At 35.8% G+C, this 15,649-nt stretch carries 12 protein-coding genes and 1 other annotated feature (1 of these 13 only partly in view); of the genes, 1 reads left to right on the forward strand and 11 read right to left on the reverse strand.

Annotated features, from left to right (window positions below):
- Positions 1-13: a binding site (T-box leader), on the reverse strand (it extends 219 nt beyond the left edge of the window).
- 382 nt (positions 14-395) lie between these two features.
- The 8 genes from ysxE to hemA form a co-directional block, all read right to left on the reverse strand.
- Entirely contained in the window at positions 396-1,439 is a 1,044-nt protein-coding gene (gene ysxE, locus NCCP28_RS04230) for a spore coat protein YsxE (protein WP_248560126.1), read from the reverse strand.
- A 101-nt stretch (positions 1,440-1,540) separates the two neighbouring features.
- Complete coding sequence (gene spoVID, locus NCCP28_RS04235) at positions 1,541-2,740, reverse strand: stage VI sporulation protein D (RefSeq protein ID WP_248560127.1); 1,200 nt, start codon at positions 2,738-2,740, stop codon at positions 1,541-1,543.
- Between the two features lie 323 nt (positions 2,741-3,063).
- Positions 3,064-4,353 (reverse strand): glutamate-1-semialdehyde 2,1-aminomutase, encoded by a 1,290-nt coding sequence (hemL, locus tag NCCP28_RS04240; protein ID WP_248560128.1) that lies wholly within the window; start codon positions 4,351-4,353, stop codon positions 3,064-3,066.
- A 16-nt stretch (positions 4,354-4,369) separates the two neighbouring features.
- Positions 4,370-5,347, reverse strand: coding sequence for a porphobilinogen synthase (gene hemB, locus NCCP28_RS04245; protein WP_248560129.1), 978 nt, complete (start codon positions 5,345-5,347; stop codon positions 4,370-4,372).
- Between the two features lie 19 nt (positions 5,348-5,366).
- Complete coding sequence (locus NCCP28_RS04250) at positions 5,367-6,134, reverse strand: uroporphyrinogen-III synthase (RefSeq protein WP_248560130.1); 768 nt, start codon at positions 6,132-6,134, stop codon at positions 5,367-5,369.
- Positions 6,127-7,065, reverse strand: a complete 939-nt coding sequence (gene hemC / locus NCCP28_RS04255) for a hydroxymethylbilane synthase (RefSeq protein WP_248560131.1) — start codon at positions 7,063-7,065, stop codon at positions 6,127-6,129. The genes NCCP28_RS04250 and hemC overlap by 8 nt, the downstream gene beginning before the upstream one ends.
- 80 nt (positions 7,066-7,145) lie before the next feature.
- Positions 7,146-7,970, reverse strand: coding sequence for a cytochrome C assembly family protein (locus NCCP28_RS04260; protein ID WP_248560132.1), 825 nt, complete (start codon positions 7,968-7,970; stop codon positions 7,146-7,148).
- A 100-nt stretch (positions 7,971-8,070) separates the two neighbouring features.
- Positions 8,071-9,441, reverse strand: coding sequence for a glutamyl-tRNA reductase (gene hemA / locus NCCP28_RS04265; protein ID WP_248560133.1), 1,371 nt, complete (start codon positions 9,439-9,441; stop codon positions 8,071-8,073).
- A gap of 694 nt (positions 9,442-10,135) precedes the next feature.
- On the opposite strand from hemA, the gene NCCP28_RS04270 reads away from it, so the two are divergent.
- Positions 10,136-10,621 carry a LiaI-LiaF-like domain-containing protein gene (locus NCCP28_RS04270; RefSeq protein ID WP_248560134.1) on the forward strand — a complete coding sequence of 162 codons (486 nt, stop codon included), beginning with the start codon at positions 10,136-10,138 and terminating at the stop codon, positions 10,619-10,621.
- A 27-nt stretch (positions 10,622-10,648) separates the two neighbouring features.
- Here the strand turns inward: NCCP28_RS04270 and yihA are convergent, their stop codons facing one another.
- From yihA to lonB, 3 genes are all read right to left on the reverse strand, one after another.
- Positions 10,649-11,236: a ribosome biogenesis GTP-binding protein YihA/YsxC gene (gene yihA, locus NCCP28_RS04275; RefSeq protein ID WP_248560135.1), complete on the reverse strand. Its 588-nt coding sequence runs from the start codon at positions 11,234-11,236 to the stop codon at positions 10,649-10,651.
- On the reverse strand, positions 11,233-13,560 hold the full coding sequence (gene lon / locus NCCP28_RS04280) for an endopeptidase La (protein ID WP_375709360.1): 2,328 nt from the start codon (positions 13,558-13,560) through the stop codon (positions 11,233-11,235). The genes yihA and lon overlap by 4 nt, the downstream gene beginning before the upstream one ends.
- Positions 13,561-13,933: 373 nt before the next feature.
- A complete protein-coding gene (lonB, locus tag NCCP28_RS04285; RefSeq protein ID WP_248560136.1) occupies positions 13,934-15,601 on the reverse strand; it encodes an ATP-dependent protease LonB in 1,668 nt (555 codons plus the stop codon).
- Positions 15,602-15,649 lie beyond the last annotated feature (48 nt).

Consider the following 15,649-nt stretch of genomic DNA (forward strand, 5'->3'; position numbering starts at 1 on the left):
TCATTGCCTTTATTTATATATATAGCTATACTACCGAAAAAAAGGGATTTTCGTCAATAAGGATAACCGTTATTTTTTTAATTTATACAGATTCTTATTATTTTTCGATAAATAGTATGTTAGATCTTTTCGTTGACTGTGGAATTTATTATAAAAAATTTATTTTAAAAAGGCTGTTTTATATTAAGTTTTTTATTTGGTAATAAAACTTGTGGAATTACTGAGCAAGCTGAATACACCGAGACTCCTGAGGATTAGCGAGACAGGCAAGACCCTGCAGGAGTGCAACAATAAAGCGGCTCAGTCGTCTACCCGCGGAAAGTAAAGTGCATTCAGCTTGCGGGTCAAATAGCGAAGAAAACCTTAAAAAGCACAGCAAGAAACCCAAAACTTGATTAATCTTGGGTTTCTTGCTGCGCTTCCTGCTGTGCTTTTTTTTGCTTCTCCACTTCCTCTATTCTCATGACAATATATTCAGTATTTTTTAATAGCCAATACTGCTTAAGCAATTTTTGCACATACTTTCTTTCATTTGCTGTTTGTTCCCCTTTTAAATACTTCTCGCAGACGCGAAGAATAGGACCAGGATGGGCTAAATAGCTTAAAAACAAAAGCATTTCCTCTTCTCGAAGAGGATAATAATTAAAATAGGTATACAGCCAATCTATACAATCTTCATTTTGTCTTGGCGCTGTTTTTAGCGATCTTGCTAAAAAGGGAAGCAAATCATGGCTAGGAGGACCATATTTTGCATTTTCAAAATTTGTAAAATAACCATAGCCTTTTTCATCATAAAGAAAATGTTCTGGAGAGATTTTACCATGAATAATCGATACCCTTGCCTTCTCATCCTCTTTTGTTTTTTCAAACCAATCCTTTAATTTATTTTCCGAATAAGTTAATGCTTGTTTCGTGTCATGATAATACATGCAAAACATTAACTCAAATGGAGACATATACTCTTTATTTTCACATTGTTCGATAAAGCCTTCTAATAGCTCCTGCTCTTTTTCTAATTCAAGCAATGTATTTTCATAGTGCTCTTCCCGATCTTCTTTTTCCACCGTCACTTCTTTAGAAGATAAGATATGGAGCCTCGCTAGTTCCCGAAACATTTGCTGATGCTTTTTATAATAGTTTTCCCGTTCATCATTTGGAAGCCAAGGCATTAAATAATACAATCTTTGCTCATATAATACTGCATATCTTCCATCAACAGTTGGAAAAATAGGCACAATCCGATTATAGCCCTTTTGATAAAGTGTTCTAACATGTTTAGTAAAGTCTGATCCTTTATGTGGATCAACAGACTTTAATGCAAATGTTCCCTTACTGCAATAGATTTTTGTAATGCGATTAAACTCCTCAATGAAATGCGGCTCCACTGCGTAAGGCTTTAAAATCGGTGTATATTTTTTTAGCAAATTTTTTTCAGTCATACGCGCCACTCTTTCTTGTTAAAAACACATTCTTCTTATATAAAGGGAAAAAGAAAACAGTCAAGCAGGGATGCCGCCATACTTGATCTGTTCCTTCCTCATTACTTTTGTGTAAATTTAACAGGTATATATAACACCTGTCCTTCCGAAATATCTTGATTTGCCTCCATTCGATTTTCCTTTAGAATGCTTAGTGCATTTACATTATAGCGGTCGCTTAAGCTTTCTAGGGTTTCCCCATGTTGAACAATGCAAATTTTTATTTTTGTATGTGTCTCTTCCTCTTTTCTTGCGAAGAACTCTGTAAATGTTAATGATTTTGTTTTATTAAAAATGCTTTTTTTCTTTTTGCCCTGTTTTCCATCTGAAGAAGAGGATTCCTCTTCCATCACTGGCTCTTTCTCTTCTTGTTCGTAAGAGGATTCTTCTAATTTTAATTCTGATGATTCTTGCGGCGGCTTTTGAAATACTTCTTCTGCTGAATAGATTTCTTTTTCATTTCTAAACATGCTAACTTTCATTTCTGGTATAGCAACATCAGATTTAGCAGCAGGATTTTTTTCCTCTTCTGATTCTGGCTGTACGAAAAACGGAATAATAACATCCTCTTCTTCCTGAACTTCTTGTTCTTCTTCAGGGGACCTTCTCACTTCTGTTTCAAAAGGGGCATATAAATCATCTATCTCTTCAGCAGCAATTCGATCAGCATCTTCTTCTATAAGGGGGCTGATCCCTTGTAATGGACTCACTTTTATCTCAACAGGTTCTTCTTCCACTTCCCAAACTGGCAGCTCTACTTCTTCAGTTCCTCTGAAAGCAAGCTCAAACTCCTCTACTTCCTCTGCTTCTGGTTCTTGCCCTTCTTCCTGCTCTCCATAATTGGCTAAACCGGAAATAGATAAATCTGCCGTTAAATTTAAACAGCTTCTTTCAGGAAAAACATAATCAAATGTTTCAATATCTACTTCAATTTCCTCTAGGCTGCTAATTCTTGTTCGGGGAATCGTAATATCAACAGGAAAATGATGAAGAAATTCGCAAATTCCTTCTTCCCTTTCCATAACGGAATGAACCAATTTAGGAGTTTGAAATACTTCTTCTTCTTCTTGTTCTTCCTGAACCCTAATGTATTCACCCGTTAATTCTAAAGATCCCTGAATAGTAATATACTGATCGTTTTCTTGGATAGTTATATTTGGATCAAGTGATATCGAAAGCAGGTCTGCTACTTCCTGTCCTTTTTGAAACCAAACAGACTCTTCCAATGAAAACCGTAAATTAGACGCATTTTCTAAAGACAAAGCGACTCCTCCCTTCATTCCTTTACGTTAATCACTATGTCAATTACAACTTATGAAGCAAAATTCTTTTTTATGATTAGATTCTGGAGAAATCAAGTATATTTTTCGATTGTAAAACCTTTTCCTCTATATCATTAGATGAAAATAATAAGCTATTCTCTTAAAGAATGACCTATCAAACAGCTAATTTGGCAAATAGCGACTGGACTTATCTATACTATTCATAAGCAAAAAAAACAATGCAATCTTCCGAAGAAAATCGCATTGTTTTAATAGTAAATCTTTATTTTTCCGAATTATTACAGAGGCAAAAAAGGAGTAGTTTATCCTTTCAACTGAGAAAATGCCACTTCAGCAGCTTGAAGCGTCTTCTCGATATCTTCATCTGTTAATGTTGTAGAAAGAAAAAGTCCCTCAAATTGGGAAGGAGGCAAAAATATCCCTTGTTCTAACATACTATTATAAAATGCTGCAAAGTGGTCTAAATTAGATGTTTTTGCACTCTCATAATCTTTAACATCTTCATTTGTAAAAAAGAAACCAATCATGGATCCTGCACGATTCACTGTAAGAGGTATATCGTGCTTTTTCGCATGTGCATATAAACCTGCTTCCAATTTATCTGCTTTTTGAATAAAGTCAACATATGTTTCCTTTGTGAGTTGGGATAGTGTTTCATATCCTGCCGTCATTGCTAATGGATTTCCTGAAAGAGTCCCTGCTTGATAAATCGGACCACTTGGAGCTATTTGGTTCATAATTTCAGCTTTACCCCCATACGCTCCTACAGGCAATCCGCCCCCTATGACTTTTCCTAAACAAGTTAGATCTGGGGTAATGCCAAAATATGATTGTGCACAACCATAGTCCACACGGAACCCTGTCATTACTTCATCAAAAATTAACAATGCCCCATATTGTGTTGTTATATTACGAAGTCCTTGAAGAAAACCTTCTTGAGGTGGAACAACTCCCATATTTCCAGCTACTGGTTCTACAATAATGCCTGCAATATCTTCTCCAAACTTTTCAAAAGCATATTTAATGCTTTCTAAATCATTGTATGCAACTGTTATCGTATTAGCCGCTATTCCTTCAGGCACTCCAGGACTATCCGGCAAGCCTAGTGTTGCTACACCGGAACCGGCCTTAATTAATAAGGAATCCCCATGCCCATGATAGCATCCTTCAAATTTAATAATTTTATTTCTGCCAGTATAGCCTCGCGCTAAACGAATTGCACTCATCGTTGCTTCTGTACCTGAAGAAACCATGCGAATAATTTCAATAGAAGGAACTCGTTCTTTCACAAGAGCTGCCAGCTTATTTTCAATCAATGTTGGCGCACCAAAGCTTGTACCACGTTCTGCCACTTTTTTTATGCCTTCTACTACTTGCCCATTAGCATGTCCTAAAATCAATGGTCCCCAGCTTAGCACATAGTCAATATATTCATTGCCGTCAATATCGTATATTTTTGACCCTTTTCCAGATTCCATAAATACAGGATTGCGTTTCACTGATTTAAATGCACGTACAGGACTGTTTACCCCGCCAGGCATTAATTCCACAGCTTCTTTATAAGCCTCTTCTGATTTTTGATATGAACGCATATTTTTTCCCCCGTTTCTATTGTTCTCTCAGCATTTTTGCTGCATCTTTTGCAAAATAGGTCATGATTAGATCTGCACCCGCTCGTTTCATGCCAACAAGCATTTCCATGACGATTTTTTCTTCATCAATCCAGCCATTTTGCGCAGCCGCTTTGACCATACTGTATTCTCCACTTACATTATAAATAACGATTGGCAATTTAAGTGCATTTTTCATATCGCGGACAATATCCAAATACGGCAATCCCGGTTTAACAATCAGAAAATCAGCCCCCTCTGCTACATCCGATTCTGCTTCCCTTAATGCTTCTAAGCGATTGGCCGGATCCATTTGATAAGCTTTGCGATCCCCAAATTGGGGCGTACTGTCTGCTGCTTCCCGAAATGGTCCATAAAAGGCAGAAGAATATTTAACGCCATATGACATAATCGGCGTCTCTAAAAACCCAGCTTCATCCAATCCCTTGCGAATTGCAGCAACAAATCCATCCATCATATTGGATGGCGCAATAATATCTGCACCTGCTTCAGCTTGGCTTACCGCTGTTTTCACCAATAGTTCTAATGATTCATCATTTAATACTTTGCCTTCTTCCACTACCCCGCAATGTCCGTGGCTTGTATATTCGCATAAACATGTATCTGCAATAACCACCATATCAGGATAGTTCTTTTTGATAAAACGAATGCCCTCTTGGACAATGCCATGATCATGGAATGCTTGTGTTCCGCATTCATCTTTTTCCAGCGGCAACCCAAATAATAACACCGATTTAATGCCTAGGCTTTGCACTTCATCCATTTCTTCCCCTAATCGATCCAATGAAAAATTATAAATGCCAGGCATAGAAGAGATTTCCTTTTTTATATTTTCTCCTTCTGCAACAAAGATAGGATAAATTAAGTCTTCAATATGTAAATAATTTTCTCTTACTAATGCTCTCATATTTGCAGATTGTCTTAATCTGCGATGACGTTTAAATTCAATTGACATTTATTAGTCTCTCCCTCTATTATTTCATTTTAAAATAGCTGCCCAATGATTTTATCATGCTTTCAACGGTATAATCGTCAGGCATCACATCTGCTTCTAGCTGATAATACCTTAACCTGTCTCTTGTAACAGGACCAATAGAAACAATCGTGCAATCTTTTAACTGGCGATGCAATTTATATTTATCTATAACAAACATAAAATGATCTACTGTGGATGCACTTGTAAAAATCAGGACATCCAGCTTATTAGCTTTTAGCTTTTTAGAAAGCAATTCCTCGCTTTCTTGGGGAAAATACGTTTGATAGACTATAATTTCTTCTATTTGCGATTGAGTGGTTTTCAGTGTCGTATATAAATAGTCGCGAGCTAAATTTCCTTTTACAATCAATACCTTGTCATTGATCTTTAAAACTGGCAAAAATTCTTGTGCAAATGTTTCTGCTACATATTTACTTGGCATAAAATCAACAGAAATGCCGTATTCCCTTAATGCATTTGTTGTTTTTTCTCCAATTGCAGCAACTTTCATAGTTTTTTGCCGAAGATTTGGCAGCTGTTGAAAAAAAGCTCTCACTCCATTGCTACTTGTGAAAACAAGCCACTTATAATAAGGTTTCTCTATGCATTTTCGCTGCACATCCAACGGAATCGCTACATTCTTAAAGGCCAATAGTGGAATTTCTATGGCTATTCCCCCATAATCCTCCACTTTTCTCACGAGAGAAGCTGCTTGCTTTTTAGAGCGGGGAATAAGAATGCGTTTCCCCTTAAGCGGCTCATCCATCAATAATATTCTCCTCTTTTAGCTCATCAATTAATTTTTTTGCACCTTTTTCTGTTAAAATAGCTGCAGCCTGTTCGCCAACTTCGACAGGATTGCTTCCACTTACTTCTTGTTTAAAAATTTTTTTGCCGTCTGGTGATGCAACAAGAGCCGTCAAACTTACTTCATTATTTTCTTGTATTGTTGCATAACCAGCTATCGGCACTTGGCAGCCGCCATCCATTTTATTTAGAAAAGCTCTTTCTGCAAAAACTGTTCGAGTTGTCTTTTCATTAGAAAATTTGCTGAGAAGTTCCAATATCTCTTTATCATCTTCTCTGCACTCAATTGCCAGAGCTCCTTGACCAACAGCTGGCAAACAAACTTCTGGTTCTAAAAATTCTGTTACAACATCCTTTGTCCATCCCATTCTGGACAGCCCAGCTGCAGCCAAAATAATAGCATCATAATCATTGGTTTCTAATTTTTTTAATCTCGTATCAATATTTCCTCTTATCCATTTAATTTGTAGATCTGGTCTAATGCTGAGAATCTGTGAACCTCGTCTTAAGCTGCTTGTCCCAACAATTGCCCCTTCCTTTAACTCGTTCAGCGATTTATGATTTTTGCTGATTAATGCATCTCTATGATCTTCTCTTTGCGGAATGCAGCCAATAATTAGCCCTTTTGGCAATACAGCCGGCATATCTTTCATACTATGTACAGCAATATCAATTTCTTTATCCAGCATAGCTTGCTCTATCTCTTTTACAAAAAGTCCTTTTCCGCCAACTTTCGAAAGAGTGACATCTAAAATAACATCCCCTTTTGTCACCACTTCCTTTACTTCAAACTCAAAGGAAGGATCAAGCTTCTTTAACTGATCAATAACCCAGTTTGTTTGTGTAATAGCTAACTTGCTTTTTCGTGAACCAACAATAATCTTTCTCATAAAACCCTCCAAAGTTCTTTTATCTTTTCATTCCCTTGATGCTGTATAAAAAGAATTTTTCAAAATAAATCATAATGTTGTTAAAAATGAAAAGAAGAAAATTTTCCAATAAAGATAAAATTAACCATCACCATCAAAAAGTTCATAATATTAAGCACTGCAATATTTTTTCCTCTTAGTTTATTGGTAGCCCGTAAATATAAGTAAATGCTGTAGATAAATAAAATAATAAAGGAACCAATTATTTTCGGATCATACCAAAAAAAAGCTGGCTTTTGGATAATCGCCCATTGAATTCCAAGTATTAATGCAATTAACAGAATTGGCACACTAATAACATTAAGCAAATAGGATATATATTCTAGCTTAGCCAAGTCAGGGATTCTTATTAACCTTTTTCCCCATTGTTTTTTCTTCAGAAGATTATATTGCACACAATATAATACGGAAAAAATAAACGATAATGAAAAAGCTCCATAGGAAAGAATCGCGGCAGTAATATGAATAAATAATAGTTCAGATACCACTTTTTCCGCTATTTTGCCGCCAGACTCATGAATAGGGGCAAATGTATGTATCGCCATAATAATAAAACCTAGAACATTTGCAAAAAAAACAATAAAATCCACTTTTAGTAAGCGATTTATCGCAAGGGACAAAGATATTAATACCCATGTATAAAAATATAAACCTTCCATTATGGTTAATACGGGAAATCTCCCTGTCTCCTTCATATATACAATAAGAAAGGAAGTTTGCAGCGCCCATACAAATGAAAGTAACCAGAAAGCAGCTTTATTGGCCCTCTGGTTATTATGCATAAAATCAAAAAAATAAAACAAAACAGATAATGCATAAAGAATGATCGTTAACTCATGAAGTCTTGACATGTAAATATCCTGCATAATGTTACTCCTCTACAATCCAGTACAGAATAGTAATCAGATCCTTTTATATTATCTCGTAAATTTTATGAAAATCAAATAGCCTACATTGAGTTTTCTTTTAATAGGATTGTAAAGTAGTTTGATAAGAATAAGAAGGAGCTGCTATATCTGTTTTTTGTTTTCTCTCTTCTTTTTTTGTTTCCTCTTTATCATGTACAGCAACAGCATCTTCTAACTGAAAAATTTGTTTAAATAGCTGCAGAGACTTTTCTGCATCTTCAGTAGAGGCTAGCTCCTTCACTTGAAGAATTGGATCTTTTAACAATTGATTAATGATGCTTTTTGTATGCTTATTTAGGACTTTTTTATCTCTTGTGCTTAAATGGGGCATCTTTCTTTCAATGCTCTTCATCGTTTCTGATTGAATGGTAAGAGCCTTGTTTCGAAGTTCCGAAATAACTGGCACGATGCCAAGCAAGTGAAGCCATTGGTTAAATTCCACTATTGCCTCTTCAATCATTAACATAATTTTCGCCGCTTCTTTTTGACGTTCTTGCATGTTTGCTTCTACTATTCCCTCTAAATCATCTATATCATAAAGAAAAACACTTTCAAGCTCCGTAATCTCTGGATCTAGATCTCTTGGCACTGCAATATCCACCATAAATAGAGGTTTGCCTTTGCGAGTTTTATCTACGGACTGCATCATGTTTTTGGTGATAACATAGGAGGTTGCTCCAGTAGAGCTTATTACGATATCTGCATCCATTAAAGCGCATTGCAAGTCATTAAACTGTTTTGCCTGTCCTTCAAAACGCTCTGCCAACCCTTGGGCTTTTTCGAATGTGCGATTTATCACCGTTACATTTTTTGCACCATTGCTATATAAATTTTGGATGGCCAGCTCTCCCATTTTCCCCGCACCTAATATTAAAACATTTTTATTTTCTAGCGTTCCAAAAATTTTCCTTGCCAATTCAACCGCAGCATAACTTACAGAAACAGCATTTTCGCCAATAGTCGTTTCTGTATGAGCTCTTTTTGCAAGGGTGATAGCTTGTTTAAACAGCTGATTAAATACGGTTCCAACTACATTTCTATTTTGAGCTTCTAAAAAGCTTGTGCGAACTTGCCCGAGTATTTGCGTTTCCCCTACAACCATAGAGTTTAACCCGCATGCCACTTGAAATAAATGGTTCATTGCACCCTCTTGCTCATAGACAAATAAATATGGAACAAATTCATTTTGCTCCATTCCAAACCATTCCGACAAAAATTCTTTTATATAGTAGCGGCCTGTATGCAATTGGTCGACAACCGCATATATTTCCGTTCTATTGCATGTAGATATGATCACATTCTCTAATATGCTTTTTTTATATTGCAGTTGATTCATTGCCTCTCCCAATTGCGATGAATCAAACGTCAAACGTTCACGTATTTCGACTGGTGCCGTTTTATAATTTAGTCCAACAACTATGATATGCATCAGTTAAATGACACCCCTAACTATTTCAATTAAACGCTCACTTATTTATAATAATTCTAAACATGGATTAATTATAGCAAATTTTCTTTATAAATGTATAAAAAATAGCTTTATATTTGTGAACATATTGTGAATTCTTTAATTAACAATAATTAAGATTGATAATTGATACCGACGTAAAAAGAAAAAGCAATACGGCCCTTTGCTAGTTTCCGAATATTACTAATCTTAGTTTATTCTTATTTTCCTTTTTTATCGATTAAATTGGAAGAAAAAATTCACCCTTTTATAAAGTAAAACTAACAATGAGGCTTTCAGGAGCGCTGTTCTGCCTAAACTTGTCATTTCTCCTCCCAATCTAATCCCTGCCCATTAAATAAGCAATAAAAAAGTTTTTTATTTATACCCATTATTATACTATATAAAAAACTTTAAGCTGATTATTTCTAAATGTTTTATAATGAAAGCAGGGGATTTTTATTGTTCATGCGAATTACTTGATGAGTGCTAAAGAAAAATGGATGTTTGGATCTTTCTTTTTATTTCCAAAATCAATGGAACAAAAAATCATCTATAAAAAATCTTAGCCACAATAAAAAAAGTGGCTCGGAAGATATTGCTTACTTCATGTACAGTAACAAATATCTCCCTATAATTCAAGCTTAGGTTATTGGAAGTAGAAGCGGAGGAAACAATGAAAAGTCAAAAATTATTTTCAGGCATTATTTTAATAGGATTTGGATTATATTTTTTATTGAAGGAGTTTAATATTCCACTATTTGCAGATTTTTATACATGGCCTACTCTATTATTGATAGTTGGCATAGCTTTTTTAATTCAAGGCTATCGAGGAAATGATTATAGCAGTATTCTGCCTGGGGTTATTTTAGCTGGATTCGGCTTGCATTTTCATTTAATAAATAAATTAGCCATTTGGCCTGATCATACCGGATCTTTTATTCTTATTATTGCCTTAGGTTTTATTCTCCAAAACCAAAAATCTGGCCAAGGACTGTTAAATGGGATGCTATTTCTTTTATTGGCTATTCTCTTGCTATTTTTTCAAGATATTATCCAATCACTTGGATTTTTAAAATTAAAGGAAAATACTGTAAGCATGATCATTCCCATCCTTTTTCTTCTTATTGGCAGCTATTATTTATTTATCCAAAAAAAATAAAACGAAGCAGGGTTTCCCCGCTTCGTTTTATTTTTTAGCCAAATGCTGCAATAATGACCAAACTTTATCTTTTCCTTCTCCTGTTTCCGAAGAAAAAAGAAGAAGATAGTCCTTATCACTTAAATCAAATGTTTCTTTTGTCACTTTTAAATGCTTTTGCCATTGCGACTTGGAAATTTTATCTGCCTTTGTTGCGATGATGACACATGGAATATCATAATGCTTTAAAAAGTCATACATTAGCACATCATCTTTGGTAGGCGGATGCCTTAAATCAGTAATTAAAATAACTGCTTTTAGCTGGTCTCTTGTTGTAAAATATGTTTCAAGCATTTTGCCCCATGCTTCTCTTTCCTTTTTAGAAACTTTCGCATATCCATATCCTGGGACATCCACAAAATGAAGAATCTCATTAATTAAATAAAAATTTAATGTCTGCGTTTTTCCTGGCTTGGAAGAAATGCGGGCAAGCGCCTTTCTTCCAAGCATTTTATTAATAAAAGAAGACTTTCCTACATTTGATCTTCCTGCCAAGGCGAATTCAGGAATATCGCTTTCTGGATATTGATTAGGTTTTACTGCACTTATTACTATTTCAGCACTAGTTACTTTCAAGAATTTACACTTCCGTTCAATGCATGTTTTAATACTTCGTCTACGTGGGAAACAAGAATAAATTCAAGTCCTTCCCGTACGCTTTCAGGAATATCTTCTAAATCTTTTTCATTATCTTTTGGTGCAATAATAGTAGTTAATCCCGCTCTATGGGCACCTAATGATTTTTCTTTTAAGCCGCCAATAGGAAGCACTCTGCCTCGCAATGTAACTTCCCCTGTCATGCCTACTTCTTTTTTTATCGTTCTGCCAGAAAGAGCAGAAACTAATGCTGTTACCATCGTGATGCCGGCAGATGGGCCATCCTTTGGCACAGCACCTTCTGGAACATGAATATGGATATCATGTTTTTCATGAAATTTAGGATCAATGCCAAGCTCTTCCGATTTTGAACGGATATAACTAAATGCGGCTTGAGCAGATTCTCTCATCACATCACCGAGTTTGCCTGTTAATACAAGTTTGCCTTTTCCAGGTGCTAAAGATACTTCTATTTGTAATGTATCCCCGCCGACAGTCGTATAAGCAAGACCTGTCGCTACTCCGACTTGGTCAATTTCTTCTGCCTGACCAAAACGAAACTTCGGTTTGCCAAGAAATTCTTCCAAATTTTTGCTTGTTACAACAATTTTTTTCTTTTCGCTTGTTACAATTATTTTTGCACTTTTACGGCAAATGGAAGCAATCTGTCTTTCTAAGCTGCGCACTCCTGCTTCTCTTGTATATAATCGAACAATTTTTTGAATGGCATCATCTCTTATTTGCAATTGCCCTTTTGTTAATCCATGATCTTTTATTTGCTTTTCCAATAAATGATTTTTTACAATATGGTTTTTTTCCAGTTCTGTATATCCAGCAATCGAAATTATCTCCATTCTATCCCTTAGCGGCGCTGGAATCGTTGCTAAATTATTAGCAGTTGCAACAAACATAACTTTTGAAAGATCATATGTTTCTTCAATATAATGATCGCTAAAGTTGTGGTTTTGCTCTGGATCCAATACTTCCAACATTGCAGCAGACGGATCTCCGCGAAAATCATTCGACATTTTATCAATTTCATCAAGCAAAAATACTGGGTTTACTGTTCCAGCTTTTTTCATTCCTTGAATAATTCTGCCAGGCATTGCTCCCACATATGTTCGGCGATGTCCTCTAATTTCCGATTCATCACGCACGCCTCCAAGAGAAACACGCACAAAATGTCGGTTTAATGATCTGGCAATAGAACGGGCTAAACTAGTTTTCCCTACACCTGGAGGTCCTGCTAAACAAAGGATAGGGCCTTTTAGGGAATTGGTCAATTTTTGAACGGCCAAATATTCTAATACTCTTTCTTTCACTTTTTCTAGACCATAATGATCTTCATCTAGAATTTTTTCTGCTTTCAGAATATCCAGATCATCTTCTGTTGCTTTTGACCAAGGCAGGGCAATTAGCCATTCAATATAGTTGCGAATTACTGAACTTTCCGCAGATGTAGAGGGAATTTTTTCATAGCGGTCCAACTCTTTTAATGCAGTTTCTTTTACATGCTCCGGCATTCCGCATGCTTCAATTTTCTCCATCAGAGAACTGACTTCACCGCTTTTTCCATCTTTATCTCCAAGTTCTTTTTGAATGGCTTTCATTTGTTCACGCAAATAATATTCTTTTTGTGTTCTTTCCATGGATTTTTTGACACGCTGTCCGATTTTTTTTTCCAAACTAAGGACTTCTTTTTCATTATGAATAATATCAATCACATAATTCATTCTTTTTTTATTATCGATTGTTTCCAAAATATGCTGCTTTTCTTTCAGCTTAATCGGCAAATGGGAAGCGATAATATCTGCCATCCTACCTGGCTCCTCCATATCAGAAACAGTGGATAGCGTTTCATTTGAAATCTTCTTCGAAATTTTTATGTATTGTTCAAAATATTCCAGCATCGTCCGCATCAAAGCTTCATCTTCTATATCTTTGGAAGTATCCTCGTCAAATACATGCAAACTAGCAGAAAAATACCCTTCTTCCTCGATTATTTCAAGAATTTCCGCTCTTTGTAGACCTTCCACTAATACACGAATAGTTCCATTAGGCAGCTTTAGCATTTGTTTCACTTTTGTTAAAGTTCCTATTTTGTATAAATCTTCTTCAGTCGGATCATCTATATCCATATCCTTTTGCATCGTTAAAAAGATTAAATGGTCATCTACCATTGCTTTTTCAAGTGCCTGTACTGATTTTTCACGTCCAACATCTAAATGTAAAACCATTGTTGGATAAACAAGCAAACCTCGAAGCGGCAGGAGGGGGACAATTGTATTGTTTATTTCCTCCATTATGTTGCACCTCCAGCTATAAAAAATTCCATTTCAAAATCTAATGCTTTGTACAATTCTATCTTATTTATGAAAAAGTGTCTATTAACTAGATTTATTGCGGATTGGAACAAAATAGAACTGTTTTTGGTATAAGTCACAAAAAGAAAAACTTTATACTCCTAGTATTTTAACAAACAGCTCGTAATATGTCTTTTTAATAAAAAATATCCTGTTTATTTTTTGCTCATTTAGACTTGAAAGCAGAAATGAAGAAAATATTGTTCTCTAGGCACTATTCATTAAAATAAATGCAACGTTCCACTATTATAACAGTTGGACCTATAGAAGAAAAAAAGCTTTAATTTTCCCTAAGAAAATTAAAGCTTTTTTCTTACATACTTTTTTTCTTTGTTAAATCAGTTGCAGGAGATATTGGTTCTTCCATAACATGCTCCTTTATCAAGGCATGTTCTAATACTTCTTTTAATGTTGTGACAGGCACTATTTCAATGCCTTTCACTTCTTGTAATACTGTTTGCATATTCTCCTTTGGAATAATAACTTTTTGCGCTCCAGCCGCATGCGCTGCTTTTACCTTTGCCAGCACACCACCGACTGGCTTTACTTTTCCATGTATGCTAATCTCACCTGTCATTGCCACTTTGCGCGCTACCGGAAATTTATAAATAGCAGAATAGATGCCTGTAGCCATAGAAATGCCCGCAGACGGCCCATCTATTGGAATGCCTCCTGGAAAATTCACATGGATATCGTATTGATCTGCCGGAACATTCATGGACCTGAGCACTGTTATTACATTTTCAATAGAGCCTCTTGCCATACTTTTTCTGCGAATAGACTTTCCTTGGCCTCCGATACTCTCTTCTTCCACAATACCAGTTATATTAATAGAGCCCTTTTCTTTTGCTGGAATCACTGTTACCTCTATTTCCAAAAGAGATCCAATATTGGTGCCATATACAGCAAGACCGTTTACTGAACCTATCGAAGAAGTTTTATTTATTTTTCTTTCCATTCTTGGAGATAGCTGACTGGAATTGATTACCCATTCCAACTCTTCTTCTTTAATATGATTTCTATCTTCTCCTATAGCAAGACCTGCAGAAATTTGAATAATATTCACTGCTTCTCTTCCATTGCGTGCATACTCCGCTAATGTTTCCAAGCTTTTTTTGCTGATTTCTAGATTTACTTTATCAGCTGCCTTTTTCCCAATTTTCACTACTTCATCTGCTGTCAGCTCTCTAAAAAACACTTCCATGCACCGCGAGCGGATAGCAGGCGGTATCTCATTCGGCGTTCTTGTAGTTGCACCGACTAAACGAAAATCAGCTGGCAGCCCATTTTGAAAAATATCATGTATATGTGTAGGTATTTGTGTATTTTCTTCGTTATAGTAAGCACTTTCTAAAAATACTTTCCGATCCTCAAGCACCTTTAACAATTTATTCATTTGCGTCGGATGAAGTTCCCCTATCTCATCAATAAATAAGACACCGCCATGTGCATTTGTAACGGCCCCCTGCTTTGGTTGAGGGATTCCTGCTTGTCCCATGGCTCCTGCACCTTGATAAATCGGATCATGAACAGAACCGATTAGCGGATCTGCAATTCCCCGTTCATCAAATCTTGCTGTAGTAGCATCCAGCTCCACAAAAACAGAATTTGGTTTAAAAGGTGATCGTTTATTTCTTTTGGCTTCTTCTAAAACAAGTCTTGCCGCAGCTGTTTTACCCACTCCAGGCGGTCCATAAATAATGACATGTTGAGGATTGGGCCCACAAAGCGCTGCCTTTAAAGATTTGATTCCATCCTCTTGGCCTACAATATCTTCAAAGCTTGTCGGGCGCACTTTTTCTGATAAAGGTTCTGTTAAAGAGATAGACCGCATTTTACGCAATTGATCCATTTCCTTTTTAGATTCCCGATCAATAGATACTTTTTGTGTTCTTTGGCTTTTTAATAAATTCCAAAAGTATAAACCAATTATTATTCCAAAGAACAATTGTACAAATAAAGCAATCTCCGTCCAGCTCATATAAATACCTCCTGAATATAAATCATGCTGATAAACAGTAGTATCTCC

Source organism: Niallia sp. NCCP-28 (assembly GCF_023168165.1).
GTDB lineage: Bacteria > Bacillota > Bacilli > Bacillales > Cytobacillaceae > Niallia.

Coding starts and splice junctions, on each gene's coding strand:
- hemL (WP_248560128.1), bottom strand. CDS start 4,353: ATGCGTTCATATCAAAAATCAGAAGAGGCTTATAAAGAAGCTGTGGAA.
- hemC (WP_248560131.1), bottom strand. CDS start 7,065: ATGAGAAAGATTATTGTTGGTTCACGAAAAAGCAAGTTAGCTATTACA.
- lon (WP_375709360.1), bottom strand. CDS start 13,560: ATGGAGGAAATAAACAATACAATTGTCCCCCTCCTGCCGCTTCGAGGT.
- lonB (WP_248560136.1), bottom strand. CDS start 15,601: ATGAGCTGGACGGAGATTGCTTTATTTGTACAATTGTTCTTTGGAATA.
- ysxE (WP_248560126.1), bottom strand. CDS start 1,439: ATGACTGAAAAAAATTTGCTAAAAAAATATACACCGATTTTAAAGCCT.
- NCCP28_RS04250 (WP_248560130.1), bottom strand. CDS start 6,134: ATGGATGAGCCGCTTAAGGGGAAACGCATTCTTATTCCCCGCTCTAAA.
- NCCP28_RS04270 (WP_248560134.1), top strand. CDS start 10,136: ATGAAAAGTCAAAAATTATTTTCAGGCATTATTTTAATAGGATTTGGA.
- NCCP28_RS04260 (WP_248560132.1), bottom strand. CDS start 7,970: ATGCAGGATATTTACATGTCAAGACTTCATGAGTTAACGATCATTCTT.
- hemA (WP_248560133.1), bottom strand. CDS start 9,441: ATGCATATCATAGTTGTTGGACTAAATTATAAAACGGCACCAGTCGAA.
- hemB (WP_248560129.1), bottom strand. CDS start 5,347: ATGTCAATTGAATTTAAACGTCATCGCAGATTAAGACAATCTGCAAAT.